22 protein-coding genes are annotated in these 26,385 nt (G+C 73.7%); 16 read left to right on the top strand and 6 right to left on the bottom strand.

Annotation, left to right across the window (positions count from 1 at the left end):
• Positions 1–37: 37 nt before the first annotated feature.
• From OUQ99_RS29255 to OUQ99_RS29240, 4 genes are all read right to left on the bottom strand, one after another.
• Positions 38–616, bottom strand: a complete 579-nt coding sequence (locus tag OUQ99_RS29255; RefSeq protein ID WP_267946982.1) for a dihydrofolate reductase family protein — start codon at positions 614–616, stop codon at positions 38–40.
• A gap of 143 nt (positions 617–759) precedes the next feature.
• Positions 760–1,689, bottom strand: coding sequence for a glutaminase (locus OUQ99_RS29250; RefSeq protein ID WP_267946981.1), 930 nt, complete (start codon positions 1,687–1,689; stop codon positions 760–762).
• Between the two features lie 120 nt (positions 1,690–1,809).
• Positions 1,810–2,499 carry a response regulator transcription factor gene (locus tag OUQ99_RS29245; protein ID WP_267946980.1) on the bottom strand — a complete coding sequence of 230 codons (690 nt, stop codon included), beginning with the start codon at positions 2,497–2,499 and terminating at the stop codon, positions 1,810–1,812.
• Positions 2,496–3,695, bottom strand: a complete 1,200-nt coding sequence (locus OUQ99_RS29240) for a sensor histidine kinase (protein ID WP_267946979.1) — start codon at positions 3,693–3,695, stop codon at positions 2,496–2,498. Before OUQ99_RS29240 ends, OUQ99_RS29245 begins: the two co-directional genes overlap by 4 nt.
• A gap of 286 nt (positions 3,696–3,981) precedes the next feature.
• Here OUQ99_RS29240 and OUQ99_RS29235 point away from each other — a divergent pair, with 286 nt between their 5' ends.
• Positions 3,982–4,794, top strand: coding sequence for an NAD(P)H-binding protein (locus OUQ99_RS29235; protein ID WP_267946978.1), 813 nt, complete (start codon positions 3,982–3,984; stop codon positions 4,792–4,794).
• A 229-nt stretch (positions 4,795–5,023) separates the two neighbouring features.
• Here the strand turns inward: OUQ99_RS29235 and OUQ99_RS29230 are convergent, their stop codons facing one another.
• A complete protein-coding gene (locus OUQ99_RS29230) occupies positions 5,024–6,181 on the bottom strand; it encodes an acyl-CoA dehydrogenase family protein (protein WP_267946977.1) in 1,158 nt (385 codons plus the stop codon).
• A 124-nt stretch (positions 6,182–6,305) separates the two neighbouring features.
• Here OUQ99_RS29230 and OUQ99_RS29225 point away from each other — a divergent pair, with 124 nt between their 5' ends.
• The 5 genes from OUQ99_RS29225 (at position 6,306) to OUQ99_RS29205 (ending at position 12,570) form a co-directional block, all read left to right on the top strand.
• Positions 6,306–7,019, top strand: coding sequence for a TetR/AcrR family transcriptional regulator (locus OUQ99_RS29225; protein WP_267946976.1), 714 nt, complete (start codon positions 6,306–6,308; stop codon positions 7,017–7,019).
• Positions 7,020–7,208: 189 nt separating this feature from the next.
• Positions 7,209–7,679 (top strand): hypothetical protein, encoded by a 471-nt coding sequence (locus OUQ99_RS29220; RefSeq protein WP_267946975.1) that lies wholly within the window; start codon positions 7,209–7,211, stop codon positions 7,677–7,679.
• 182 nt (positions 7,680–7,861) lie between these two features.
• Entirely contained in the window at positions 7,862–9,487 is a 1,626-nt protein-coding gene (locus OUQ99_RS29215) for a peptide chain release factor 3 (RefSeq protein ID WP_267946974.1), read from the top strand.
• 761 nt (positions 9,488–10,248) lie between these two features.
• A complete protein-coding gene (locus OUQ99_RS29210) occupies positions 10,249–11,538 on the top strand; it encodes a citrate synthase (protein WP_267946973.1) in 1,290 nt (429 codons plus the stop codon).
• A 228-nt stretch (positions 11,539–11,766) separates the two neighbouring features.
• A complete protein-coding gene (locus OUQ99_RS29205) occupies positions 11,767–12,570 on the top strand; it encodes an HdeD family acid-resistance protein (RefSeq protein WP_267946972.1) in 804 nt (267 codons plus the stop codon).
• A 6-nt stretch (positions 12,571–12,576) separates the two neighbouring features.
• Here the strand turns inward: OUQ99_RS29205 and OUQ99_RS29200 are convergent, their stop codons facing one another.
• Entirely contained in the window at positions 12,577–12,906 is a 330-nt protein-coding gene (locus OUQ99_RS29200) for a putative quinol monooxygenase (protein ID WP_267946971.1), read from the bottom strand.
• Positions 12,907–13,127: 221 nt separating this feature from the next.
• Here OUQ99_RS29200 and OUQ99_RS29195 point away from each other — a divergent pair, with 221 nt between their 5' ends.
• The 10 genes from OUQ99_RS29195 (at position 13,128) to OUQ99_RS29150 (ending at position 26,242) form a co-directional block, all read left to right on the top strand.
• Complete coding sequence (locus OUQ99_RS29195; protein ID WP_267946970.1) at positions 13,128–14,300, top strand: macrolide family glycosyltransferase; 1,173 nt, start codon at positions 13,128–13,130, stop codon at positions 14,298–14,300.
• A 480-nt stretch (positions 14,301–14,780) separates the two neighbouring features.
• A complete protein-coding gene (locus tag OUQ99_RS29190) occupies positions 14,781–15,353 on the top strand; it encodes an AAA family ATPase (RefSeq protein ID WP_267946969.1) in 573 nt (190 codons plus the stop codon).
• A 414-nt stretch (positions 15,354–15,767) separates the two neighbouring features.
• Entirely contained in the window at positions 15,768–17,027 is a 1,260-nt protein-coding gene (locus tag OUQ99_RS29185) for a hypothetical protein (protein WP_267946968.1), read from the top strand.
• On the top strand, positions 17,024–19,606 hold the full coding sequence (locus OUQ99_RS29180) for a tetratricopeptide repeat protein (RefSeq protein WP_431061469.1): 2,583 nt from the start codon (positions 17,024–17,026) through the stop codon (positions 19,604–19,606). Before OUQ99_RS29185 ends, OUQ99_RS29180 begins: the two co-directional genes overlap by 4 nt.
• A gap of 17 nt (positions 19,607–19,623) precedes the next feature.
• Entirely contained in the window at positions 19,624–21,084 is a 1,461-nt protein-coding gene (locus OUQ99_RS29175) for a PP2C family protein-serine/threonine phosphatase (protein ID WP_267946966.1), read from the top strand.
• The gene (locus OUQ99_RS29170; RefSeq protein ID WP_267946965.1) at positions 21,068–22,417 is read left to right on the top strand and encodes a vWA domain-containing protein; all 1,350 of its coding nucleotides are present in this window, start codon (positions 21,068–21,070) and stop codon (positions 22,415–22,417) included. The genes OUQ99_RS29175 and OUQ99_RS29170 overlap by 17 nt, the downstream gene beginning before the upstream one ends.
• Positions 22,418–22,426: 9 nt before the next feature.
• A complete protein-coding gene (locus tag OUQ99_RS29165) occupies positions 22,427–23,149 on the top strand; it encodes an FHA domain-containing protein (RefSeq protein WP_267946964.1) in 723 nt (240 codons plus the stop codon).
• A 9-nt stretch (positions 23,150–23,158) separates the two neighbouring features.
• Positions 23,159–24,823, top strand: a complete 1,665-nt coding sequence (locus OUQ99_RS29160) for a hypothetical protein (RefSeq protein ID WP_267946963.1) — start codon at positions 23,159–23,161, stop codon at positions 24,821–24,823.
• A gap of 25 nt (positions 24,824–24,848) precedes the next feature.
• Complete coding sequence (locus OUQ99_RS29155; RefSeq protein WP_267946962.1) at positions 24,849–25,712, top strand: transporter substrate-binding domain-containing protein; 864 nt, start codon at positions 24,849–24,851, stop codon at positions 25,710–25,712.
• A gap of 230 nt (positions 25,713–25,942) precedes the next feature.
• Positions 25,943–26,242: a DUF6221 family protein gene (locus OUQ99_RS29150; protein ID WP_267946961.1), complete on the top strand. Its 300-nt coding sequence runs from the start codon at positions 25,943–25,945 to the stop codon at positions 26,240–26,242.
• The last annotated feature ends 143 nt before the right edge of the window (positions 26,243–26,385 follow it).

Raw genomic sequence — 26,385 nt, 5'->3', positions numbered from 1 at the left:
CGTGGGAGTGTTCTTGGAGGTCGGCACCTGGTAGGCCTCAGGCGTGCAGGGCGGGCCGGTAGACGAGTTCCTGGACGCGGCCGTCCAGCGTCCGGTGGTCGACCAGGTCGAGGTCGAAGTCGGCCGCGCCCCGGAAGAGCGGTGCCGTTCCGGTGCGGCCGGTGATCACGGGGAAGATCGTCACCTGGACGAGGTCGACCAGGCCGGCGGCCATCAGGGAGCGGTTCATCGACAGGCTGCCGTGTGAGCGCAGCGGGACCGCGGACTCCTCCTTGAGCCGGGCGACGGCGTCGACGGCGCCGCCGCGGGCGACGGTCGCGTCGCCCGGCCAGTCGAGGGGTTCCTCCAGGGTGGTCGAGACCACCGTCAGGGGCAGGTCCCTCATCCGGGCGACCCAGGGGTCGCCCGCGTCGGGGTCCGGCCCCAGCATCCGGGCGAATTCCCGGTAGGTGGTCGCTCCGAGGACCATCCGCTGCTCCGCGTCGTACAGGGCGAGGCGGTGGCCGAGGAGCTCCGGGCCCTGCTTGCCCCAGTAGCCTCCCCAGTCGCCGTCCCCGCCGTAGGAGCCGAAGCCGTCGAGGCTGGAGAAGACGTCGAAGGTGTAGGTGGCGGTCATGGCGTCCTCCTCGGACGAGGGTGGTCGGGTGTACACGGACTGGGACCCGGCGGCGCGGCGGAACTCATCGCCTCCGGGCTCCCCGGACCGGGCGGCCCCGTGCGTCCCGGCCCCGGCCCACGCGTCCCGGCTCCGCGCGCCGCTCAGAACACCGAGCAGCCGGTGACGTCGGTGAAGGCCTCCAGCGCGAGGGCAGCCGTCACCGAGTTGCCCTTGGCGTCCAGCCCGGGGCCCCAGGCCGCCACCGTGCACCGCCCCGGGACGACCGCGAGGATGCCGCCCCCCACCCCGCTCTTGCAGGGGATCCCGACGCGGTACGCGAACTCCCCCGCGGCGTCGTACGTGCCGCAGGTCAGCATCACCGCCAGGATCCGGCGGGTGTCCGAGACGCTGAGCAGCTCCGAGCCGTCCGCCCGCCTGCCGCGCCGGGCCAGGAACAGGCCGGCCCTGGCCAGCTCCTCGCAGCTGACGGTGATGGAGCACTGCCGGAAGTAGTGGTCCAGCACCTCCGGCACCGGGTTCCGGATGTTGCCGAAGCTCGCCATGAGGTAGGCCAGCGCGCGGTTGCGGTCGCCGCTCCTGGACTCGGACTCCGCGACCAGGTTGTCCGTGTGCAGGTCGGGGTCGCCGGTCTCCTCGCACAGCAGCTTCCGCAGCTCCCCGACCGCGTCCCCGGTGTCGGACAGGAGCTGGTCGGTGACGATGAGCGCCCCCGGGTTGATCATGGGGTTGCGCGGAACGCCGTTCTCGAACTCCAGCTGGTGGAGGGAGTTGAAGGCGTTGCCCGACGGCTCCCGGTGCACCCGCTTCCACACGTCGGACCCCGCGTGGCCCCGCATCACCAGGGCCAGGGTGAACACCTTGGTGATGCTCTGCATGGAGAAGCGGGTGCGCGCCTGGTCGCCGGTGCTGTACATGCCGCCGTCCACGGTGGCGATCGAGAACCCGAACTCGTCCGGGTCCACGTCGGCCAGCTCGGGGATGTAGTCGGCGACCCGCCCCTCGCCGATGTGGCTCCGGACCTGTTCCATGACGGCGTCGAGCACGCCGGGGTAGTAGTCGCTGTCGTCCATCCGATCCTCCCTTCCCGCGGAGCAGTCCTTCCGAGGAGCCCTCGTTACGGCCCTGCCCGACGGGGGGACGGCGTAACCCGCGCCCCGGGGAGGCGGGGCGCGGACCGCCGCGGCGGGGTCTCAGCCGCCGCCGTCGAGGAGCTGCGCGTCGTGGACCAGGAGCGCGACCTGCACCCGGTTGTTCAGCCCCAGCTTGGTCAGGATGCTCGACACGTGCGTCTTGACCGTCGGCACGCTGAGGAAGAGGCGCGAGGCGATGTCGGCGTTGGACCGGCCCTCGCCGACCGCCACCGCCACCTCCAGCTCACGGCCGTTCAGCGCCGCCAGCCGTTCGCGCGCCCGGCCCGCCCGTGCCCCGTGGTCGCCCGCGCCCACCCGGTCGACCAGGCGGCGCGTCACGGCGGGGGAGAGCACCGACATGCCCCGCGAGACCTGCCGCACCGACTCCACGATCTCCGCCGGAGGGGTGTCCTTGAGCAGGAACCCGGCCGCGCCCGCCCGCAGCGCGCGCAGCACGTGCTCGTCGGCGTCGAACGTGGTCAGCACCAGCACCTCGGGCGGGTCCTCCAGGGAGCGCAGCCGCTCCGTCGCCGTCAGGCCGTCCACCGTCGGCATGCGGATGTCCATCAGGACCACGTCGGGGGAGTAACGCTCGACCAGGCCGAGGACCGACCCGCCGTCCTCGGCCTCGGCCAGCACCCGGATGTCGGGCGCGCCGCCCATCATCATCACCAGGCCGACCCGGACCAGCGCGTCGTCGTCGACGATCACCACCCCGATCTCCCTGGCTCCCCGCTCTGTTCGACTCATACGGGCCACGGTAGCCAGGCGGACAGGCGCCAGCCACCACCGGCGGCCGGCCCGTGCTCCAGGCGCCCCGACGCGAGGGAGACCCGCTCCGCCAGGCCGACCAGGCCCTGGCCCGAACCCCCGCCGGCGGTCGGGGGAGGCGGTTCGGGGGAGGGGCCGTTGAGCACCTCCACCACGAGGCCCTCGCCGGGGGCGCCCCTCACCCGTACCCGGGTGTCGGCGCCGGGGGAGTGCTTGCGCACGTTCGTCAGGCCCTCCTGCACGATCCTGTAGGCGGTGCGGCCGGTCCGCTCCGGGACCGTCCCGGTGTACTCCTCCGCGAACTCCACGCGGGCGCCGACCTCGTCGGCCTCCTCCACGAGCTGCTGGAGGTCGGCCATGGTCGGCTGGGGGAGCTCCCCGACGGGCGCGCGCAGGACGCCGATCACCTCCCGCAGGTCCTGGAGGGCCTGGTGGGCGCTCTCCCGGATCACCTTCGCCGAGCGCGCGACCTCCTCGGACGGGGCGTCGGGCCGGTACTCCAGGGCTCCTGCGTGCACGCTGAGCAGCGACAGCCGGTGCCCGAGCACGTCGTGGATCTCCCGGGCCATCGCCTCCCTGACCTGGTGCTGGGCGTGCTCGGCCCGCAGCTGGGCCTCGGTCTCCGCGTGCACGGCCCGGTCGCGCAGCGACTCCACGAGCTCGCGCCGGTGGTGGACGGTCAGCCCCCAGCCGATGACGGCGCCCTGGATGGCCACGCTCAGCAGCACGGTGACCAGCATCGGCAGGTGCGGGTCCGGCCACAGGACCGCGTGCAGGTAGGCGGTGGCCGCGCCCACCCCGAACACGGCCAGGCTCGTGCGCGGCGACCGGTGCACGGCCAGGGAGAACAGGGCGATGAGCATCGCGCCCATGGCCAGGGGGAAGACCACGGAGACCAGCACCAGTGCGACGGCGAGCTGGACCGGCCAGCGGCGGCGCCACCAGAGGGACAGGCAGGCCAGGAAGGCGGCCAGGCGCCCCGCGCCCTCGAACCAGGTGGACGGCGGCCCCGGGGGCACCAGCTCCGGGCCGAACTCGACGCCGGGGGGAGAGGCCCCGGGCAGTTCGAGGGAGGTCGTCACCGCGTAGGCGAGGGCGAGCAGGAACATGGACAGGTCCACGATCCAGTCACGCGCACTGCACCGCTGCGCACCGGTCACCGTGGAAGCGTTCATCGCTGTGAAGTCTACGTTCGGAGCCCGGCCCCGGGCAGGCGCCCGGCGGCACGCCCTACCGATGGCGGCCAGGTCCATACTTTGGTCGTCGGGGCAGGTGGCGGGGCCGCGGCCGGCCGGTCGGGGCGGACCCGGCGCGCGGGCGCCCACGGACCGGAGCCGCACCCCGGGCGGGGGCGGCCGGGCCCGCCCGCAGGCCCCGGCCGGCCCGTGTCCGCGCCCGAGATCGCGGTCCTGTTGGCGGTTCGTGTCCGGTCGGCCGCGCGCCGTCGGTACGGTGGTTCCAATGAGCACACTGGTCACCGGAGCCACCGGAATGGTGGGCCGTCGCGTCCTCACCGAGCTGACGCGGCGCGGGCTGCCCGCGACGGGGGCGTCCCGTTCCTCTCAGACGCGCCTGGACTGGACCGACACCTCCAACTGGGACGACGTCCTCAAGGGCGTGAGCAGCATCTTCGTGGTGACGCCGGTCGGCAGCGCCCTGGGGAACCGGGTCGCCGGGTTCCTGGAGAAGGCGGCCGACGCCGGGGTCGGGAGGGCGGTGGTCATGTCCGCCATGGGCACCGAGCACGCGCCCTCCGACTCGGACCAGCGCGCCGCCGAGCTGCGGGCCAAGGACCTGTTCCACACGTGGACGGTCCTGCGGCCCAACTGGCTGTTCCAGGACTTCACGGAGGGCACGTTCGCGAGCCTGGCGCGGTCACGCAACGGCCGCCTCGAACTCCCCGTCAAGCGCCGGACCGAGGTCAGCTTCGTGGACGCCCGCGACGTCGCGGACACCGCCGTCGCCGCCCTGCTGGGCGGCCACGGGGGCCGGGAGTACACGCTGACGGGCCCGCAGGCCCTCACCTTCCGCGAGGTGGTCAAGCGGACGAAGGGCACCGAGAGCCCCGTGTGGCGGTTCAAGACCGTGGACGAGGCGGGCTTCTACTTCCGCGCCACCAACCGGGGCTGGGGCGAGAGGTACATCGACACGCTCAACGAGCGCTTCGCCGCCGCCGTCTCGGGCCGGGCCGCCGAGGTCACCGAGGGGGTGCGCGCGGCCCTGAACCGCGACCCCATCCCGCTGGCCCGCTTCATGCGGGAGTCCGTCCTCTGACCCCCGCCGGGCCGCCGTAGGGCCCTCCGCGGGCGTCCGGGCCCGGGCGGGGCCCGGGCGGGGCGCGGGTGGAACGGCGAGCCCCCGGCGACGCGTGGCCGACGACCGGTTCCGGTGCGGGCGATCGCACAGGACACAGACGGAGCAGACCCCCGGGAACGTGGTTACCGGGGGTCTGCCGCTGTCACCTCACGGCCGGGCCGTGACGGCGGAAACCGACGTCGGCGGCCTACTTCTTGAGGAGCTGGCGGGCCATCACCATGCGCTGGATCTGGTTGGTGCCCTCGTAGATCTGGGTGATCTTGGCGTCGCGCATCATGCGCTCCAGCGGGAAGTCCTTGACGTAGCCCGCGCCGCCGAGCAGCTGCACCGCGTCGGTGGTGATCTCCATGGCGGCGTCGGAGGCGTAGCACTTGGCGGCGGCGCCGTAGAAGGCCAGGTCGTCGTCGCCGCGCTCGGACTTGGCGGCGGCCACGTAGACCATCTGCCGGGCGGTCTCCAGCTTCATCGCCATGTCGGCGAGCATGAACTGGATGCCCTGGAAGTCCGCGATCGCCTTGCCGAACTGCTTGCGCTCCTTGACGTAGGCCACGGCGTGGTCCAGGGCGCCCTGGGCGATGCCGACGGCCTGCGCGCCGATGGTGACGCGGGTGTGGTCCAGGGTGCGCAGGGCGATCTTGAGGCCCTCGCCCGGGGCGCCGACGATGCGGTCGCCGGGGATGCGCACGCTGTCGAAGAACAGCTCGCGGGTGGGGGAGCCCTTGATGCCGAGCTTGCGCTCGGGCTCGCCCAGGGTGAAGCCCTCGTCGTCGGCGTGGAGGACGAACGCCGAGATGTTGCGGCCGCGGGCGCCCTCGGGGTCGGTCACGGCGAGGACCGTGTAGTACTCGCTGACGCCCGCGTTGGTGATCCAGGACTTCTGGCCGTTGAGGATCCAGTCGTCGCCGTCGGCCACGGCCTGGCTGCGCATGCTCGCGGTGTCGGAGCCGGCCTCGCGCTCGGACAGCCCGTAGGAGAACATCGCCTCGCCACTGGCCACCTTGGGCAGGTACCGCTGCTTGACGTCCTCGGAGGCGCCCAGGATCAGCGGCATGGTGCCGAGCTTGTTGACGGCGGGGATGAGGGAGGAGGAGGCGCACACGCGGGCGACCTCCTCGATGACGATGCAGGTGGCCAGGGCGTCGGCGCCGACGCCGTCGTACTGCTCGGCGATGTGCGGTGCGTGGAAGTCGGTGGCCACCAGGGCCTCCAGGGCGTCCTGCGGGAAGGCGCTCTTCTCGTCGACCTCGGCCGCGTGGGGCGCGATCTTGTCCTCGGAGACGGAGCGCACGGCCGCGCGCAGCTCCTCGTGCTCCTCGGTGGTCTTGAACAGGTCGAAGTCACTCATCCGATTCCCTTTCCCGGCACCGCGTGCCTTTCTGTGGCATCCAGTGCCAGAATAGGGGGTGGAAAGGGCGAAGTACACAGTCGGATAGCTTCTTGGCAGCTTCCGTACGTCGAAGGGGTGCGCCATGGCGCGGGAACGGTCGGGTGGGCGCGTGGCCACCCGCGAGGTGGTGCTGGCCTCCGTGCGGTTGTTCACCGAGAACGGGTTCGACGCCACCACGATGGACGGGATCGCCGCCGCCACCGGGGTGAGCCGCCGCAGCCTGTTCCGGCGCTTCGGGTCGAAGGAGGACATCCTCTTCGCCGAGCACGACGAGCTGTTCTCGACCGTGGTCCGCTACCTGGAGGCCTCCCCCGACGACCCGCTGAGCTCGGTGTTCGCCGCAGCGCGCCTGGTGCTCCAGGGGTATCTGGGGGACCCGGAGATCACCGTGCCGCGCTACCGGCTGGTCCGCGCGCACCCGCGCCTGCGGGACCGCGAGGTCGCGATGACCGCCCGCTACCAGGCGGCGTTCAGCCGCTTCCTGGCCGACCGGGAGGGCGGGGACGGCGGCGGGGAGCGGTCCCTGGCCGCCGGGGTGGCCGCCGCCTCGCTCATCTCGGCGCACAACCACGTCCTCCGCTCGTGGCTGCGCAGCCCGGAGCAGGACCGGCGCGAGGTGTGGGCGAGCTTCGACGCCGCCATGGAGTTCGTCCGCCGGGCCGCCGAACCGATGCTGCGCGCCGAGGAGGGGGCCGCGCGGGAGCGCGTGCTGGTCGCCGTCTACCCCGGCGGCATCGGCCGGGACGAGCTGATCCGCCGTGTCACCGCCGCCGTGGAGGGGGCCGGGGGCGCCTGAGGCCCCGCGTCCCGGGCCGCCGGCCTCCCTGCGGGACGGCCGCCCCGGAGGGCGGGCGCCCGCGCCGCGTCGGTGCCCGGGACCATCGGCAGGCGCGCCCCGCGCCGGAGGGCAGGGGCCCCGCCCTTCCGCGTGCCGGGGGCCCGGCCGCCCCTGGACCGCGGCGCGCGCCCGGGGCACACTGACGGGGTGGCGCGGTACTTCAGGATCCACGCGGACTACATCGGCCGCCTCGGGACGGGGGTCGGCCTCTTCGTCGCGGTCGACCACCTGCGCCGGGCCGGGCGGCTGTCGGAGGCCGAGGAGGACCTCTATTTCGACGTCGACGACTGGTTCCGGGAAGCTCTGCCGACCCCTCCGTTCTACGCCGACGGGAACACGGTCGGCGCGGTGACCTGGTTCAAGACGGAGGGGTGCGCGCACTTCACCGGCCGTCTCGACGCCCTCCGGGGCCTGCTCCGCGCCCACGGCGTGGAGCACCGCAGGAGCGAGTCCGACGACCCCGGCCGGATCGTCTACGAGGACGCCCACCAGGTCGGGGCCGTCCCCCGCACGCGGCGGGCGCCCACGCCCCTCCCCCTCGGGACGGTCCTCGGACCCACCACCGCCGGATCGAAGCGCCACCTCGGCAGGCGCGCCGCACGCGGGCCCGGGGACTGAGCCCGGTCGGGCACGGCGGAGGGGCCGGCCACCGGTGCCGCGCGGGCCCGGGGACCGAACCGCGCCGGTGGCGGGGGCGCGGCGGCCGGGTTCCTGTCGCCCGCACGCCCCGGCGAGCGTAGGCTGGACAGGGCCCACGGGCCGGTCGGACGACAGCACACGAGGCGGGGCGGACAGCGGGAATGAGTGTGGACACGGCGGGCGTGACCAAGCAGGAGTCAGAGGTCGCCCACGAGGCGGGGCGCCGGAGGACCTTCGCGGTCATCTCCCACCCCGACGCCGGAAAGTCGACCCTCACCGAGGCCCTGGCCCTGCACGCGGCGGCCATCTCCTCCGCCGGCGCCGTCCACGGCAAGGGCGACCGCAAGGGCGTCACCTCCGACTGGATGGACATGGAGCAGGACCGGGGGATCTCCATCACCTCGGCGGCGCTGCGCATCGACTACGACGGCCGCGTCCTGAACCTGCTCGACACCCCGGGCCACGCCGACTTCTCCGAGGACACCTACCGCGTCCTGTCCGCCGTGGACTGCGCGATCATGCTGCTGGACTCGGCCAAGGGCCTGGAGCCGCAGACCCTCAAGCTCTTCGACGTGTGCCGGGCGCGCAAGATGCCCGTGATCACGTTCGTCAACAAGTGGGACCGCCCCGGCCGCGAGCCGCTGGAGCTGCTGGACGAGATCGAGCAGCGCATCGGGCTGCGCCCCACCCCGATGAACTGGCCGGTGGGCATCGCGGGGGACTTCCGCGGCCTCGTCGACCGGACCAGCGGCGTCTACACGAAGATGACCCGCACGCCCGGCGGCGCCACCAAGGCCGTCGAGGAGGTCCTGGAGCCCGAGCGGGCGGCCGAGGTCGAGCTGGACGCCTGGGTGCAGGCGCAGGAGGAGATCGAGCTCCTGGAGGCGCTCGGCGCCGACTTCGACCCCGAGTCGTTCATGGCGGGGGAGTCCTCCCCGGTGCTGTTCGGCGCGGCCCTGTCCAACTTCGGCGTCGGCCAGCTGCTGGACACGGTGGTCGAGCTGGCCCCGGCCCCCTCGGCCAAGCTCGACGCCAAGGACCGGCCGCGCAGGGTGGAGCAGCCCTTCTCCGGCCAGGTCTTCAAGATGCAGGCCAACATGGACAAGAACCACCGGGACCGCATGGCGTTCCTGCGGGTGAGCTCGGGCCGGTTCGACCGCGGCATGGTCCTCACCCACGCCTCCACCGGCCGCCCCTTCGCGACCAAGTACACGCAGGCGGTGTTCGGCTCGGACCGCTCCACCATCGACACCGCCTATCCCGGTGACGTGATCGCCCTGGTCAACGCCCAGGCGCTGGCGGTCGGCGACACCCTCTACGACGGGCCCAAGGTCGACTTCCCGCCGATCCCGAGCTTCGCCCCCGAGCACTTCGTGGTGGCGCGCGCGGTCGACGCGGGCAAGTACAAGCAGTTCCAGCGGGGTATCGCCCAGCTCGACGCCGAGGGCGTGGTGCAGGTCCTGACCTCCGACGTGCGCGGCGAGCAGGCGCCCGTGCTGGCGGCGGTCGGCCCGCTCCAGTTCGACGTGGTCAAGCACCGCATGGACCAGGAGTTCCGCAGCCCCGTGGAGGCGTCGCCGCTGGACTACTCGGTGGCGCGCCGCACCGACGAGGAGTCGGCCCCCGTTCTGCACGCCCTGTCGGGGGCGGAGGTGCTCAGGCGCCGCTCCGACGGAGAACTCCTGGTGCTGGTGCACAACAAGTGGCGGCTGAGGGTCATCGAGCGGGACCACCCCTCGCTGCTCATGGAGCCCCTGCTGGCGGGCGGCGTCGACGAGGGCGAGTGACGTCCTCCGCCGGCGTCCGGGACCGGCGCCGGCGCCCGGGAGCGGGACCGGCCTCGTCCCGCGTGCCGCGCGTCCCTCCCCCCGTGTGTGCCGGGAGGGGCGCACGGGACCGCTCCGGGTGAGGGCGCGAGCTCCGGGCGGCGCCGTGCGGGGAGAGCGCTCCGCCACTTCCGGGGCCCGTGTGAACTCTCGTGCCGCACGCACACCACACGCCCATCGGGACTACGCTCCGCCGCGTCCGGAGGTGCCCGTGGGACCGCTGTTGTGCAGGCAGAGGTCAAGATCACCAAGCAGGGGGTACCCCGTGTCAACCCCCTTGATCAGGGCGAAGGTACCCTGAGAGAAGGCCGCTAGGGCGCGTTCGAACACCTGGCCGCACTGAGCTTCGTTCGGGTATGTCCACTTCTGTGAAGAGGGCGCCGAGGGGCCGGTCCGGGCGGGTGGCGGAGTGCTCAGGGGACCACCACAGGAGACGGTGACGACGCCGGGAGAACCCCCGGTGCCGTCTGCGACGTCTCAGGGCGATCACGGAGTAATCGACAATCGGCAAAGTTTGTAAATCTTCACCGTGCGGTAATTCTTCTCACGTCTGGGTATGTGTTGCATGTCACCTGTTCGTGAATCGGTGAAACTTATATGATTTTGCTTAACAGTCGTTTAACAAAACAGAACAATAACGAGTGAATCAAGAACGTGGCGGCAGACCGCCCCGCGTCTGACGCACCTCACGTATCCCCCGCTGGGAAAGGTTGACCTCGGGCATGAGCGAAGACGACAAAGACCGCACGGTGGAGCTCCACTACGAGGGCGGCGTGCTGAAGCTGCCGGTGTTCACCGGTACCGAGGGTGAACGCACCATCGAGCTGAAGACCCTGCTGGGGTCGACCGGAATGACGACCCTGGACCCCGGGTTCGGCAACACCGCTTCGTGTAGCTCGAAGATCACCTATATCGACGGGGCCGCCGGCATCCTGCGCTACCGCGGATACCCGATCGAGGACCTCGCCGTGGGCGCGACCTTCCTGGAGGTCGCCTACCTGGTGATCTACGGCGAGCTCCCCGAGCCCGGCCAGCTGAAGGAGTTCTCCGACGGCCTGCGCGACAACGCCGACATCCCGGCCGAGATGGGCGCGTTCATCGACGCGATGCCCCGCAACGGCCACCCGATGGCGCTCATGGCCAGTGCCGTCAACACCCTCGCCGCGTACTACGACGACAGCGTGGACCCGGGCGACGACGCCCAGGTGGAGCTCGCCACGATCCGGCTGCTGGCCAAGCTGCCGACGATCGCGGCCCGCATCTACCGCAACTCCATCGGCGAGACGCCGATCTCCCCGGACGACTCGCTCGACTACGTCGACAACTTCATCCGGATGACCTTCGGGGACAAGGCCCCCACCGGCGAGCTCGGCGACCTGTTCAACAAGGCCGTCGGCATGCTGCTCGTCCTGCACGCGGACCACGAGCTGAACTGCTCCACCGCCACCGTGCGCGTGGTCGGCTCCTCGCAGGCCGACATCTACGCCAGCGTCGCCTCCGGCATCAACGCCCTGTCCGGCCCGTCCCACGGCGGCGCCAACCAGGCCGTGCTGGAGATGCTGGAGGAGATCCGCGACTCGGGCATCTCCATCGAGGACTTCCTGGAGAAGGTCAAGGCGCGCGAGATGCGCCTCATGGGCTTCGGGCACCGGGTCTACAAGAACTTCGACCCGCGCAGCAAGGAGATCAAGGTTCTGGCGAGCCAGATCCTCGACCGGGACGAGAACCCGGACGAGCTGTTCTCCCTGGCCCTCAAGCTGGAGGCCGCGGCGCTCGCCGACTCCTACTTCACGGAGCGCAAGCTCTACCCGAACGTCGACTTCTACACCGGCGTCATCTACCGCACCATGGGCTTCCCCACCAACATGTTCACCGTGTTGTTCGCGATCGGCCGTCTGCCCGGCTGGGTCGCCCACTACCGCGAGCAGCTGCACGACCCGGCCTTCCGGATCGCGCGCCCGCGCCAGCACTACGTCGGCTCCGCCGAGCGACGCCTCCCGGGCCAGGGCTAGCCCCCGCCCGAGGCGCACGACGGTGCCCGCCCACGCCGCAGGCGAGGGCGGGCACCGTCGTCTCCGTTCACCCGCGTACCGGTCGCGCCGGGGCGGCGGCACTGTCCCTACCGGTACATAGTCCGCCCTTTCCCCGCATTTTGCGTACAGTCTGTCATCCATGTGCGACCTTGAGGGAAGTTGCAGGGTGTGGCCCGCACGGGCCGTGCTGGTGAAGGGGAGGCGACGATGGTCCGGTACGCGTTGACCGGTGACCTGCTCGGTGAGCTGAGCCGGAACTGGTGGGTTGTGGTCCTCCGCGGCGCGGCCGCGGTGCTCTTCGGACTGATCGCCCTCGTGTGGCCCGGGGTCACCCTGGTCGCCCTGGCGATCGTGTTCGGTGTCTACGCGCTGGTCGACGGCGCGGCCCTGGGCTACGCGGCGTACCGCGCCGCGCCGGGCAGCCGGGGCTCCCTCGCCGCCCAGGCGGTCGTCAGCGTCCTGCTGGGCCTGATCGCCCTGATCTGGCCGGTCGCCTTCGGCATGGCGGTCGTGCTCGTGATCGGTGCGTGGGCCGTCATCACCGGTGTGGCCGAGATCGTCACCGCCATCCGCCTGCGCGCGCACATCAGCTCGGAGTGGCTGCTGATCTTCGTCGGCGCGCTCTCCGTCGTGTTCGGCCTCCTCCTGTGGTTCTGGCCGCTGGAGGGCGCGCAGGCCATCGTGTTCGTGGTCGGCGTCTACGCCATCATCTTCGGCGTCGTGATGGCGGTCGCCGGGTTCCGGCTCCGCGGGGCGCACGCCGCCGTCCGGGACGGCGACGGCGACGGCGCCCCCCTCGCCCGGGACGAGCCCCGCCCCGCCGAGGAGGGGTCCGGGCTGACCGCGTTCGACGACGGCTACGCGGGCGGCTACGCCGACGGCTACCGTGGGGACGAGAGGACCGGGCCGGATGACGCCGGCCCGGAGGGGGCGGACGGCGAGGGCGCCTCCAGGCGCTCCGGCGGAGGACGCCACCGCGCGCCCCGGGAGCGGCCGGAGGACCCGGAGTGAGGCGCCTCAGCCCTCGCTGACCGCGAGCGACCCGAGGTGGTCGACCTGGCTTCCGGGGACGACCACCTCGGCCTTCGTCCTCTGCCAGGCCAGGAAGTGCGCGGTCCCGCGATGCGCGAGCAGGGCCTCCCGGTCGGCGAACACCTCGTACACCCGGAAGACGTCCGGGTCGGCGCCGTCCTGCACCACGTCGAAGCGCAGGCAGCCGGGCTCCTCGCGCACCGCCGCAGACGCGTTGCGGGAGATCCCGGCGAGGAAGTCCTCCCGGCGGCCGGGGAGCACCCGGAGGGAGATGACGAGTGCGACCGGCGCGGGGCCGGGGACCGAGGCGGGCACGGGACCTCCAAGGGGTGCGGGAGCGGGGCCGGGGACCCGATCCTACGGCCGGAGGACCCCGGGAAAACGGCTTGTCGCCGGGAGAGCGCCACGGATAGCATCACGCCATGCACATGCTTCAGATGTACGGCTAGAGGCCCGCGTCGAGCGACGCCGCCGCGCACCGCCCCGGTCCCGGGGCCCCACAGCCCTACCCGACATCTGCATACGGAGACACTGCGATGACCCGTCGCGCCCACATCGCCATGGTCGGCGTTCCCGCCGTCAGCCACGTCCTGCCCAGCCTGGAGATCATCCGGGAGCTGGTGGCCCGCGGCCACCGCGTCACCTACGCCAACGACCCCCTGATGGCCGACCTGATCACCGGCGCCGGCGCCGAACTCGTCCCCTGCGCCACGACCCTGCCCGTCGCCGACGCCGACTGGCCGGAGGACCCGATCCGGGCGATGGACGTCTTCCTGGAGGACGGGATGGCCCAGCTCCCCGTCGTCCGGGCCGCTTACGAGGACGACCGCCCCGACCTCTTCCTGTACGACATCGCCGGGTACCCCGCCCGCGTGCTCGGTGAGAACTGGGGCATCCCCAGCGTGCAGCTCTCACCCACCTACGTGGCGTGGGCCGACCACGGGGCCACCGTCATGGAGATGCTGCGCGCCCTGCCCGGGGCGGCCGAGCACTTCGCCAGGTTCGACTCCTGGCTGGCGGAGAACGGCGTCACCGGGCTGGACCACGCCTCGTTCGCCGGGCGCCCGGACCGCGCGCTGGCGCTGATCCCGCGCGAGATGCAGCCGTACGCGGACACCGTCGCCGACACGGTCACCTTCGTCGGCCCCTGCCTGGGCGCGCGGACGGACCAGGGCGGGTGGACGCGCCCGGCGGGCGCGGAGAAGGTGCTGCTGGTGTCCCTGGGGTCGGCGTTCACCAACCTGCCCGGGTTCTACCGCGAGTGCCTGAAGGCCTTCGGCGACCTGCCGGGCTGGCACGTCGTCCTCCAGATCGGCAAGTTCGTCGACCCCGCGGAGCTGGGGGAGATCCCGGCCAACGTGGAGACGCACCCCTGGGTGCCGCAGCTGGACATCCTGCGCCGGGCCGACGCGTTCGTCACCCACGCGGGTATGGGGGGCTCCAACGAGGGCCTGTACTGCGGGGTGCCGATGATCGCGGTCCCGCAGGCCACCGACCAGTTCGACAACGCCGACCGGCTGGTGGAACTCGGCGTCGCCCGGAGGATCGACACGGCGGACGCCGACGCGGCCACGCTCCGCTCGGCCCTGCTGGAACTGGCCTCCGACCCGGAGGTCGCCCGGAGGCTGGCCGGCATCAGCGCCCGGCTCCAGGAGAGCGGCACCGCGTACGCGGCCGACCTGGTCGAGGCGGAGCTCCCGGCCCGCTAGGCCGTGTTCCGCGGGTCGTCCCGGGCCAGCGTCCGCCGGGCGCCCCCGCTGCGCCGAGGGCGCCCGGACGGCCGAACCCGGGCCGGCCCCCGCCGCTCGCCCGGCGGGAGAGGGCCCGGCGACCGCCCGCGGCGGTCGGCGCACGCGCCGGGCCGGCCGAAAGCACCCACGGACCGCGTCCCGGCGCCGGCCGGGAGGACCCGGGCCCCGCCCCACGGCCTCCTCCGGGTTCCCCGCCGTCCCGGACCGCGACCGGCGGCCCCGCGTCCCCACGGGCACGGCGCCGCCGGGGACCCGTCCCGCACGCCGTCCCCGTCCTGCCCCGCACACCGTTCGCGCCGCGGTCCGCCGCACGCGCACGGTGGTCCGGCCCCCGGGCCTCCCGGAGGGCCGGAGACCGCTCCTCCGGAGGCGCCGGAGACGGAGGGGCACGAGCCGCATCCGGCCCTTCCGGGGCCGCCCGACAACCCAGGGAGAACCATGGACCACCTCGTCGTCGTCACCGGAGGCCCCGGCTCCGGGAAGACCGCGCTGATCGAGCACCTGGCCGCGCTCGGCCACGCGCGCACGGTAGAGGCCGGACGGGCGATCATCCGCGACCAGCGGGAGATCGACGGTCCCGGCCTGGCCTGGCGCGACGACGATCTGTTCGCCGAGCTGATGCTGTCCTGGGAGATGCGCTCGCACCGCGAGGCCTCCGCGTGGGAGGGCCCGGTCTTCTGCGACCGGGGCGTCCCCGACCTGGTCGGCTACTTCCTGCTGCGCGGGCTCCCGGTGCCCGCGCACGTCGACCGGGCGGCCCGGCGGTTCCGCTACCACCGCCGGGTGTTCGTCGCCCCGCCGTGGCCGGAGATCTTCACCGGCGACGCCGAGCGCCACCAGTCCCCGGAGGAGGCCGAGCGCACCCATCGGGCGATGGCCGAGGCCTACCCCGCGCACGGCTACGAGCTGGTGGAGCTGCCGCGTGTCCCGGTCGCGGAGCGGGCGCGGTTCGTGCTGGACGTCCTGGGCACGGCGCCCCGCCTCCCGGGGGCGCGGGCCGAGCGCCGCTGAGGCCCCGGGCCCGGCCCCGAGAAGGCCGGACCGGCCGTGTCCCCGCGCCCGCTTCCGCCCGCGCCGCCCGGCGGCGGTCCCCACCGCACGCCCCGTCCGCCGGGCCGTGGCCGCCGGGGCACGCGGGCGCCGGGGCGGCCCGCCCCGGCGGCTGTGGCGCCGCGGGCGGCGACAGCGGTGGCACCGGCATGGGAGGGTGTCTGTCACGTCACGGTGGTCTGGTTCACAAAGGGTGAGGAAGTGGCCGTTCATGGCCGTAAAGCGGGCACTCTCTTGTGGTTCGCGGACCTCCCCGCCAGACTCGTGTCAGGTAAAGGAACATCGACCGTTCCCGCTCGGGCACACGCGGGCCGGGGCGCACTGACGGGAGTGGTACGGAAGGTGGCGAGTGCGTCGGGGGCCGGTATACCGCCCATGAGCTGGGAGGGCATCGACCACGAGCTCAACCGCGTGCGCGGGGAGGCCGACCGGATCACCCTCAACCTCGCGGACCTGGACGCCCACGTCGGACACCAGCTCCTCAAGGGCGCGGCCCTCGAGGGCCGGACCCGGGAGCGCTGGGAGCACGCCGACGCGCATGTCCACACCCTGTGGACGGTCTACGACGCCTTCCGCCTCGTGGTGGACGAGGCCGCCCGGTTGCGCGCGGACGGCGGGGGACCCGGGGCGCAGGCCGCGCTGACCGCCCTGCTCAACGGGCCCTCGGTGGTGCTCCCCGCACGGCACACGCCCCTCGGGGAGCGGGGACTGCTCCACGCCGACGAGGAGACGGTGACCCTCGCCGACGCCGTCGCCCGCATGTCCGCCGCCTACGAGGAGGCCACCGGGGTCATCTCGGAGGTCGGGACCGCCTGGGACGTGCTCCACCCGAGGCTCGGCGAACTCGACGCGATGTGGCAGGAGATCGGCACCCTCTCCGACATGGTCGAACTCGACGAGGACGAGTACGAGGCCCTCCGGGCCGACCTCGCCGCCGTGGGCGCCACGGTCCGCACCGACCCCCTCTCACTGGTCGGGGACGGGCGCGTCGACACCTCCGCCCTCGACCACCTGCGCCAGGCCCTGGAGCGCGTGCGCGGCGAACTCCGCGACGCCCTGCGCATGCGCGACTCCTACACCGAGAGCGTCGAGCGGCTCGGCTCCGCCATCGACGGCGTCGAGGAGGCCGTCGCACGCGCCCGCGGGCTCCGCGCCCGGGTCGTCGCCAAGGTCTCCTCGCCCGCCGCGGTCGAGGTCCCGGACCCGGTGCCGGGACTGCGGGCGGGCATCGGCGAGATGGACTCCCTGCGCGCCCGGGGGCGCTGGCGCGAACTCGGCACGCGGCTGGGAGAACTCCAGCGCGCCGTCCACGAGGCCGCCGACGACGCGCGCGACCGCGAGGAGGACCTCGCCGGGCTCATGGAGCGCCGTGCCGAGCTGCGCGGGCGCCTGGACGCCTTCCGCGCCCGCGCGGCGCGGCTGGGGCTCGCCGAGGACGAGCGCCTGGCCGAACTCCACGCCCGGGCCCACGCGGAACTGTGGACGGCCCCCTGCGACCTGCGCGCCGCCACGGTCTTCCTGTCGTCCTACCTCCGGGCGCTCCACGAACTCGGCGGAACCGAAACGCCCGGGGACAGAACCACACCGGGCACGGGCGCGTCAGACGGCGAGAGCGATGGTGGTGTGAGCAGATGACCAAGTGCACGGCCCCCGGCTGCCACGGCCGGATCGAGGACGGCTTCTGTGGTGTGTGCGGCCTGGCCCCGGTGGAGGAGCGACCCACCGGGACGACCGCGCCTCCGGCATCCGGCGCACCCTCCCCGGGAGGCGCTCCGCGGCCGTCGGACGCCCCCGGGGCGTTCGGCGCGCCCCGCGCCGGGACCGGGCCCGGTCCCGCGTTCGGCGGTCCGCCCCCGCCGGGCTCCGGTCCGCAGCGGTCCTTCGCGCCCCCCGGCGGGACCGGGCCGAGGGCCGCGTCCGGCGCCGGGGACCAGGGGCCGGGGAAGGGCCGGCGGCAGGGCTCCGGCCCCCGGCCGTCGCCCGTGGGGACCCCGCCTGGCGAGGCCCCCGACCCGTGGTCCTCCTCGACCCCCTCCTCCGGCGGCGGCCCCGCCAACTCCCGCACGCTCTCCGGCAACGTCAAGCTCTCCGGGCGGTCCGGTCCCGGCAGCATCTCCGGCACGGTCGGCCCGGGGTCCGACGGCCCGGGCACCGGGCGCTCCGGCCGCCGGGGCTCCTCCCGGGGCATGCTCGGCATGGGCATGGTCATGGTGCCCCCGGTGCCCTACCGGGACCCCTCCGAGGCCGTCATGCGGAACCCGGTCGTCTCGGAGAAGAACCGCTTCTGCGGCAACTGCGGCGAGAAGGTCGGCCGCAGCAGGGGCGAGCAGCCGGGCCGCACCGAGGGCTTCTGCCGCAAGTGCGGCACCCAGTTCTCGTTCACCCCCAAGCTCTCCCCCGGGGACAGGGTCGGCGGCCAGTACGAGGTGCTCGGCTGCCTCGCCCACGGCGGCCTCGGCTGGATCTACCTGGCCCGCGACCGCAACGTCAACGACCGGTGGGTCGTCCTCAAGGGCCTGCTCAACTCCGGTGACGCCGAGGCGCACAAGGCGGCCGCCGCGGAACGGGCGTTCCTGTCCGAGGTCGAGCACCCCAACATCGTCAAGATCATCAACTTCTCGCAGCACCCCGACCCGCGTACCGGGATCCCCGGCGGGCACATCGTCATGGAGTACGTCGGGGGCAAGTCCCTGCGCGAACTGCTCATAGAGCGCCGCGAGGACGACCCCGACGCCGTGCTCCCCGTCGACCAGGTCATCGCCTACGGCCTGGAGGCCCTGCGGGCCCTCGGCTACCTGCACTCCAGGGGCCTGCTGTACTGCGACTTCAAGCCCGACAACGTCATCCAGAGCGAGGAGCAGATCAAGCTCATCGACCTCGGCGGCGTTCGGCGCATGGACGACACCGTCAGCCCCGTGTACACGACCCCCGGCTACCGCGTGACCGAGGACGAGCTGCGCGGCCCCGGCCCCACCGTCAGCGCCGACCTGTACTCGGTGGGCCGCGCGCTGGCCGTGCTCAGCTTCCGCTTCAGCTTCATGCGCGAGTACCCGCACAGCATCCCCCCGCGCGAGACCGTGCCGCTGCTCCAGCGCTTCGAGTCGTACGACCGGCTCCTGCGCCGCTCCGTCCACAGCGAGCTCGAACTCCGCTTCCACGACGCGGGCGACATGGCCGACCAGCTCACCGGCGTCCTGCGCGAGGTCCTGTCCGAGCTGGAGGGGACCCCGCACCCGGCGCCCTCCACCCTGTTCGGCGGCGAGAACTTCAGCACCCGCAGCGGCGTCGGCGCGCACGACGCCGACCGCATGCTCGCGCCGCCCGCCCCCACCGACGCGGCCGCCCTGCTGCCCACGCCCCTCGTCGACCGGGGCGACCCGGCGTCCCAGCACCTGCGGGGGTTCCGGGCCCTTCCCCCGGAGGAGCTTGTCCCCGCACTGCGCGCGATGCCCGCGCCCACCCCCGAGACCCTGCTGATGCTGGCCCGCGCGCTCATCACGCTCGGCCGGCAGGGCGAGGCGGTGGACGCCCTCCAGAAGTTCAGCGAGGCCGTCCCCGGGGACTGGCGCACCATGTGGTACCTGGCGGTCGCCGAACTGAGCACCGCCCGGTTCCGCGATGCCCGCGACCACTTCGACGAGCTGTACGACCACCTCCCGGGGGAGGCCGCGCCCAAGCTCGGGCTGGCGCTCGCCTGCGAGCGGACCGGTGAGCTCGACACCGCGGCCCACCAGTACCGGACGGTCTGGAACACCGACCACTCCTTCGTCAGCGCCGCGTTCGGCCTGGCCCGCGTCCGCCTCGCCCAGGGCGACCGGGACGCCGCCGTCGCCGTCCTGGACAGGGTCCCGGAGATGTCCAGCCTCCACGTCCACGCCCAGACCGCGCTGATCGCCGTGCTCTCCGCCCGGCACCCCGGGACGGGCGCCGCCGACTTCGTCGAGGCCGGACGGCGCCTGGAGCGCATCGGCCTGGACAGCGAATCAGCCGACCGGCTGGCCGCGCGCGTCCTGGAGTCCGCCCTGGTGTGGCTCGACGGAGGGGGCGCCGCACCCGGCGGCGGAAGGCTGCTCGACGGCCCGTTCACCGAGAAGGGGGTGCGGACCAACCTGGAGCGGCGCTACCGTGCGCTCGCCCAGCGGTCCACCGCCGCCTCGGGGCGGTACGAGCTGATCGACAAGGCCAACTCCCTGCGTCCCGTGACGCTGCTGTGAGGATCGAGGGAACGGCTATGACAACGGTGCGGACCTGCCCTGCCTGCTCGGACAGGGCGGCGGCGGGAGACGTCTTCTGCGAGGGGTGCGGCCGCCCCCTCCCGGAGCGGGAGGGGGGCGCCCCCGCGGAGCGCCCCGACAACGTGCCCACGGCCCCCCAGCAGAGCATGTCCGGCGCCACACGGGGGCCGGTCGGCGGCGGTGGCGCGGGGGGCGGCCCCCGCCCCGGACTCGTCCCGGCCGACGGTGGGCCGACGGCTCCGCAGGTGAGCCTCAACGGCGCCACCCGCGCCACCCGCGCCCCCGCGCCCGGGGCCGGGACCGCGCCCCCGGCCGCGCCCGCCGCCGACGCGCCCCCCGCCGGGGGAGGCCGTCCGAGGGGCGGCGGACCCGAGGCGGACCCGGGACGGCACGGGGCCGACTCGTTCACCACCCAGCCGATACGCCGGGACTCCCTGAGACCCCTGACCGCCGCGCCGCCCGCCCCTGCCGGGGCGCCGGCCCCGGCCGCGCCGCCCGCCCCGGCGCCCGACTGGCCGCCGCCCGCCGTGGGCAGCAGCCCCGTCCAGTCCACCAACCCCGAGATGTGCGCGTGGTGCCCGGGCCGGGTCGGCGACGGCTACTGCGAGAAGTGCGGGTTCCTCCAGCCCACCGGGCGCGACCACGTCGAGGTGCGCACGGACGCGGCCGCGGGCGTCAGCGACCGCGGGCTCCGCCACCGGCGCAACGAGGACGCCATGGCCATCCGCGTCGTCGCCGCGGACGACCCCCGCGCGCCGGGCACGGTCTGCGCCGTGGTCTGCGACGGCGTGTCCAGCTCGCCCCGGTCCGACGAGGCCTCCCGGGTCACCGCGGAGACGGGGGCGACGGTCCTCGCGGAGCAGATCCGCCGGGGCGCCGACCCCCGCGAGGCCACCGCCGCGGCGATGACCAGGGCGGCCGAGGCCGTCGCGGGGATCGCCGAGTCGCTCGACTCCGCGCCCGCGTGCACGTTCGTGTCCGCGGTCGTGGACCCCGCCGCCGGGACGGTCACCGTCGGCTGGGTCGGGGACAGCCGCGCCTACTGGCTCTCCGGAGGGCCCAGGTCCAGCGCGTCGGCGCTGCTCACCCGGGACGACTCCTGGAGCGAGGCCATGGTGCAGATGGGGGCGCTCTCCCGCGAGGAGGCCATGAGGTCGGCCAACGCGCACGCCCTCATCGCGTGGATGGGCGCCGACTCCGGCGAGATCGACGCGCACATCACCACCGTCACCCCGACCGGGCCCGGCACCGTCCTCCTGTGCAGCGACGGCCTGTGGAACTACTACCCCGAGGCGCAGTCGCTGACCGACGCGGTGCCGGGAGCGGGGGCCAGGCCCCATGAGGCCGCCCGTACCTACATCAGCCTCGCTCTGAGGGCCGGCGGCAAGGACAACATCACCGCGGTCCTCATCCCCGTACCCACCGAGCAAGGGGGTCCCCGTGCCGAACAGGACTGACCGGTCCGCCGAACCGGAGTTCCGGATCGACGTCGACCAGAACAGGTTCCTGCCCATCGGCGGGCGCGAGGTGCACGCCGTCGTCAGCGTCACCTCCCGCAGCCCCGTCCTGGTGGGGTCCTCGGTGCGCGCCTCCGAGGTGATCATCGTCGACACCTCCGGTTCGATGTACGGGGAGAAGCTCCACGAGGCCAAGCGCGCCGCCCGCGCGGCCGTGGAGACGCTGCGCGAGGGGGTCAGGTTCGCCCTGATCAGCGGCGGCAGCAAGGCACGCATGGCCTTCCCCGAGGGTGAGCGGCGGTTCGTCGAGGTGGACGCCGTCACCAGGGCCGAGGCCCTGGACGCCATCGGCGGGCTGCGCGCCGACGGCGGCACCCGGATGGGCGCCTGGCTGTCCCTCGCCGCGGAGCTGTTCGCCACCGTGGACGACGGCATCAAGCACGCCATCCTGCTCACCGACGGTCGGAACAACGAGGTCGCCGAGGAGTTCGAGCGGGTCCTGCGGCAGGTCACCGGCCGGTTCGTGTGCGACTGCCGGGGCGTGGGCACCGACTGGAGGGTCGACGACCTGCGCCGTATCGACTCCGCGCTGCTCGGCGGCGGCCCCGGCCTCGTCGCCGACCCCGCCGACCTGGCCGCCGACTTCCGCGCCATGGCCCAGGCGTCCATGGGCAAGGCCGTCGCGGACGTCGTCCTGCGGCTGTGGACCCCGCAGAACTCCGTGGTGCGCTACGTCAAGCAGGTGTCGCCCACGGTGCAGGAGCTCACCCACCGGGCGGTGGCGCGCGCGCCCCAGGCGGGCGACTACCCCACGGGGTCGTGGGGCACGGAGAACCGCGACTACCACGTGTGCGTGGAGGTGCCCGCGGGCGACCCCGGACGGCAGCTGCGCGCCGGGTGGGTGCGTGTGGTCCTCCCCGGGACCGGGGGCGCGGAGGACCAGGTCCTCGCCTCCGGCAACATCCTCGCGGAGTGGACGGCGGACGAGGCCACGGCCACCCGGATCAACCCGCGGGTGGCGCACTACACCGGCCAGGTCGAACTGGCCCAGGCCATTCAGGACGGGCTCGCGGCCCGTCGCGACGGGGACGAGAACACCGCCACCACGCGGTTGGGCCGTGCCGTCGCCCTCGCGGAGGAGACGGGTGACACGGAGACCGCGAGACTCCTCGGAAAGGTGGTCGAGGTCCTCGACCCGGTCACCGGCGCCGTCCGTCTCAAGCCCGGCGTCGACAAGGTCGACGAGATGACCCTGGACACCAACTCGACCCGGACCGTGCGGACCCGGCCCGGGGACGGGACCGGAACCCACGGCGCCCCCGGCCCCGGGTAGGAGGGACCCATGCCGAGTTGCCCCTCCGGGCACCACTCGACGGCGACTGACTTCTGCGACACCTGCGGGCTGCGCCTCCAGGCGCACTCCCCCTCGCCGCCGCCCCAGCCGTACCGGCCCCCGCCGCCGGAGGCCCCCGCGGGCCGTCCGGCGCCGCCGCGCGCCCCCGCGCCGCGGCGGCCGCCCGTCGCGCCCAGGGGCGGCCCCTGCCCCGAGTGCTCGACCTCCCGCACCGGGCGCTTCTGCGAGGAGTGCGGTTACGACTTCGCCTCGCAGTCCGGCAGCCACACACGCGGGGGCTCCGAACAGGACGGCGCCCCGGCCGCGCCGCGCTGGCGGGTCATCGTCGTGGCCGATCCCGCCTACTACCAGTACATGGTCGACCGGGGCATGCTCGACCCCGCCCAGATCGCCTTCCCCTCGGTGAACAAGCAGCGCCGGGTGAGCCTGAAGGGCGACCGGGTCCACATCGGCCGCCGCAGCGCGTCCAGGGGCTTCACGCCCGAGATCGACCTGGGCGGGCCGAAGGGCGACCCGGCGATCTCCCACATCCACGCGATCCTGGTCGCCCAGCCCGACGGGACCTGGTCGATCGTCGACCCCGGGTCCACGAACGGGACCATGATCAACGGGACCGCCAACATGATCCCCCGCAAGGTGGAGGTGCCCCTGTATGACAGTGACCGGATCTACGTCGGAGCATGGACCGTCATCATCGTCCAGAAGGGGTGAACCCCGTTGATGCCCCCCGACTCCGACCAGGAGCTGGGCCGTGACCGCCCCGGCTCTCCGCCGGCCCCCTCCGGGGCGTCCCCCGCGCGCGGCGCCCGGGACGCCGGAGCGGTGGTCGGCCCGCCCGCCCTCCCCGGGGGCGCCGACACGCGGACCGGCGGTTACGCGCGTGACCGCGTGGCCGGCGCACGCCGCTGGCTCCGCACCACCCCGGCCCGGGTGTGGCTGCTGACGGTGGTGTGCCTGGTGTCCGTCGCGGGGCTGTTCGGCTCGGCGACCCTCACCCTCAACCAGGCGCGCGAGGGCCTGGACGTGGTCGGCCACGGGGCCGGACCGCAGGCCATGACGACCACCGACCTGTACCTCGCCCTCGCCGACATGGACGCCCAGCTGGCCGACATCCTGCTCATGGGCACCGACCACGGCCTGGGCTCGGGCCGCGACGAGGCGGTGGAGCGCTACGAGGAGAGCCGGAGCAGGGCCAACGAGGCGCTGCTCCAGGCCGCCTCCCTCATCGAGGACAACGCCGAGGAGGGCGGTGCCGGGGAGGCCGCCACCGGTGAAGACGGCGCCGGGGAAGGCAGGGCCGAGGAGCGCAGCGTCCAGGAACTGGACCTCCAGGCCGTCCTCGACGGCATGGGCGAGTACGAGCAGCTGGCCACCGACGCCCGGCTCCGCAACGACGAGGCCCAGGCCCCTCCGGGCGAGGTGGACGCGACGGCGCTGGTGTCGTACCGACAGGCCACCCGTCTGATGCACACGGAGCTCCTGCCCAAGGCGTTCAACGTGAGCCTGGACTCGTCGGCGATCATCCGCGCCCACCACGAGGAGGGCCAGTCGGCCGTCGCGCTCGGCCTGGTGTGGGTGGGCTCCGCCGGCGTGGTGACGCTCGTCTCGCTGGTCGGCCTCCAGCTCTACCTGCGGGTGCGCTTCCGCCGCCGGGTCAACGTCCCCGTGCTCGCCGCGACCGCCGGGACGCTCCTGCTCACCGCCGGCGTGGTCCTCGCGCTCGTCACCAGCGGCGAACACCAGCGCGACGCGAAGGAGGAGGGCCTGGACGCGGCGATGGCGCTGTCCCGTGCAGGGGCGATCTCCACCGACATGCAGGCCGACCAGAGCCGTTACCTGGTCGATCCGACCCACGCCGACAACTACCAGCAGGTGTACCTGGAGCGGGCGCAGCAGGTGCTGTTCCGCCCGGCCGACAACCTGGAGGACTACTACGCGGCGATCGACGAGGTGGCCGCCGCGTCGTCGGAGCAGTCCGAGGGCGGCAGGGCCGACGGGGACGCCCCCGTCGCGCTCGGCTACCTGGGGGAGAACGCCGGCGACTCGCTGCTGCCGGGGCAGGAGGGCGCGCTCGCCGACGTGCTGGTGTCCTACAACGCCCTCCAGGACAGGGACCGTGAACTGCGCGCGGCGGTCGAGGCGGGCGACCTCGACTCCGCCGTCGCCGTCCGGATGGAGATCGCCCACGCGGAGGACGGCGCCTTCCGCGCCTACGAGCAGGCTCTCGACGAGCTGACCGGACAGCACAAGGAGGCGTTCACGGCGGGCATCGCCCGCGGCGACTCCGCCCTGGCCCCGTGGTCGTGGCTGCTGCCCGTCGGAGCGCTCGCCCTGCTCGCACTCGTCGTGCTCGGGGTGCGCCCCCGGCTGGCCGAGTACCGCTGACCCCCTAGAGACGAGGAACAGGCCGATGATGTTTCGACACCGCCGCACCGTCGCCGCGGCCGCCCTGGCCGCCGCGGCGGTGTCGGGGATGTCCGCCTGCTCGGCGGTGCTGGGCGAGGAGGAGTCGCTGGTGGACGCCACCTCCCTGACCGTGGGGGTCAAGGCGGACCAGCCCGGCCTCGGGCTGGAGGACGGGGAGGGCGGCTTCGAGGGCTTCGACGTCGACGTGGCGCTGTACATCGCCGGGGAGCTGGGGATCCCCGAGGGGAGCGTGGAGTTCGTGGGCGTCACGTCCGACCAGCGGGAGGACGTGCTGGACGTCGAGGACCCGCTGCTGGTGTCGGGCCGCCGCGTGGACATGGTGGTGGCGACCTACTCCATCACCCCGGTCCGCAAGACCGAGGTCACGTTCGCCGGCCCCTACTACGTGGCCAAGCAGGACGTGCTCGTGCGCTCCGACGCCGCGGAGATCGGCGGCGTCCGCGACCTGGAGGGGCTCGACGTCTGCCAGGGCGAGGGGTCCAACTCCACCACCCGCATCACCGAGGGCCTCGGCATCGACGTGGTCCCGACGGAGGAGCCGACCTACACGGACTGCATCGACCTGCTGCGGGAGGGCGATGTGGACGCGGTGTCCACGGACAACCTGATCCTCGCCGGGTTCCAGACCCAGAGCCCCGGTGAGTTCCGGCTCGTCGGCAATCCCTTCACCGACGAGAAGTACGGTGTGGGCCTGCGATACGGGGACGTGGCGGCGTGCGAGGCCGTGAACAGGGCCATCAGCAAGATGTACCAGGACGGGGTGGCCGACGACATGCTGAGCAGGTGGTTCGACGGAACGGGTCTGGAGACGCTGGACAGCGTCCCCCAGTTCGAGGGCTGTGCCTGACGGCCTGACAGGGCTCGCGGTCCCGTGCACGGGGAGCCCCGCCCCCGGACACGCCCCGTCGGACGGCCGTGCCGGAGGGACCCGGGAGGGGCGTCTCCGGAGCCGGGCCGCGGCCCCCGGCCCGGCTCCGGAGGCGTGCTCGTGAGCATCCGGACGAAGTGGCCCGGACCGGATTTATGGCAGATACTGACCCCTGTGCCGGGCAAGGGGGACAGAAGGGGAGTTGTCCGTTGACCATCGTCGAGTTCCTGAACGCGCGTCTGGACGAGGACGAACGCGCGTCGAAGGCCGTGCCCGTGGGAGCGCGCGGCCGGGACCGGGCCCTGGCGGAGGTCGCGGCCAAGCGCAACATCGTCCGCGGGTACGCCGACGCGCACCACGCGAGCATGCGCAGCCTCACCCCCGGCCCCCAGGCGGACACCGGCGGCGGCGACCCCTGGTCCGAGCTGCTGGCCTGGCGGCTGGCGGTCAAGTACCTCGCCGCGGTCTACCGGACCCACCCCGAGTACGACCGGTCCTGGGAGGGCTGACCCCCTGATCGTCCGGCCGCCGGGCCGTGGACCGCAGGACCGTGGAGCGCCGGGCCGTTCCGGCTCCGCGGCTCCCGTCCCCGGTGCCCCCGTGCCCGTGGCGGGTCCGTGCGCCGGAACCGTCCCCGGGGACGGGGCACGGC

Source organism: Streptomonospora nanhaiensis, from assembly GCF_026642255.1.
Lineage (GTDB): Bacteria > Actinomycetota > Actinomycetes > Streptosporangiales > Streptosporangiaceae > Nocardiopsis > Nocardiopsis tropica.
The sequence above is the reverse complement of the archived record's forward strand: the minus strand, read 5'-3'. Positions and strand labels throughout refer to the sequence as shown.

Bases quoted from the DNA above. Each gene is read 5' to 3' on its own strand.
- OUQ99_RS29240 (WP_267946979.1), bottom strand. From the start codon at position 3,695: ATGAACGCTTCCACGGTGACCGGTGCGCAGCGGTGCAGTGCGCGTGAC.
- OUQ99_RS29180 (WP_431061469.1), top strand. From the start codon at position 17,024: ATGACCAAGTGCACGGCCCCCGGCTGCCACGGCCGGATCGAGGACGGC.
- OUQ99_RS29255 (WP_267946982.1), bottom strand. From the start codon at position 616: ATGACCGCCACCTACACCTTCGACGTCTTCTCCAGCCTCGACGGCTTC.
- OUQ99_RS29225 (WP_267946976.1), top strand. From the start codon at position 6,306: ATGGCGCGGGAACGGTCGGGTGGGCGCGTGGCCACCCGCGAGGTGGTG.
- OUQ99_RS29185 (WP_267946968.1), top strand. From the start codon at position 15,768: ATGAGCTGGGAGGGCATCGACCACGAGCTCAACCGCGTGCGCGGGGAG.
- OUQ99_RS29155 (WP_267946962.1), top strand. From the start codon at position 24,849: ATGATGTTTCGACACCGCCGCACCGTCGCCGCGGCCGCCCTGGCCGCC.
- OUQ99_RS29205 (WP_267946972.1), top strand. From the start codon at position 11,767: ATGGTCCGGTACGCGTTGACCGGTGACCTGCTCGGTGAGCTGAGCCGG.
- OUQ99_RS29210 (WP_267946973.1), top strand. From the start codon at position 10,249: ATGAGCGAAGACGACAAAGACCGCACGGTGGAGCTCCACTACGAGGGC.
- OUQ99_RS29250 (WP_267946981.1), bottom strand. From the start codon at position 1,689: ATGGACGACAGCGACTACTACCCCGGCGTGCTCGACGCCGTCATGGAA.
- OUQ99_RS29195 (WP_267946970.1), top strand. From the start codon at position 13,128: ATGACCCGTCGCGCCCACATCGCCATGGTCGGCGTTCCCGCCGTCAGC.
- OUQ99_RS29160 (WP_267946963.1), top strand. From the start codon at position 23,159: ATGCCCCCCGACTCCGACCAGGAGCTGGGCCGTGACCGCCCCGGCTCT.
- OUQ99_RS29190 (WP_267946969.1), top strand. From the start codon at position 14,781: ATGGACCACCTCGTCGTCGTCACCGGAGGCCCCGGCTCCGGGAAGACC.
- OUQ99_RS29230 (WP_267946977.1), bottom strand. From the start codon at position 6,181: ATGAGTGACTTCGACCTGTTCAAGACCACCGAGGAGCACGAGGAGCTG.
- OUQ99_RS29175 (WP_267946966.1), top strand. From the start codon at position 19,624: ATGACAACGGTGCGGACCTGCCCTGCCTGCTCGGACAGGGCGGCGGCG.
- OUQ99_RS29245 (WP_267946980.1), bottom strand. From the start codon at position 2,499: ATGAGTCGAACAGAGCGGGGAGCCAGGGAGATCGGGGTGGTGATCGTC.
- OUQ99_RS29165 (WP_267946964.1), top strand. From the start codon at position 22,427: ATGCCGAGTTGCCCCTCCGGGCACCACTCGACGGCGACTGACTTCTGC.
- OUQ99_RS29235 (WP_267946978.1), top strand. From the start codon at position 3,982: ATGAGCACACTGGTCACCGGAGCCACCGGAATGGTGGGCCGTCGCGTC.
- OUQ99_RS29215 (WP_267946974.1), top strand. From the start codon at position 7,862: ATGAGTGTGGACACGGCGGGCGTGACCAAGCAGGAGTCAGAGGTCGCC.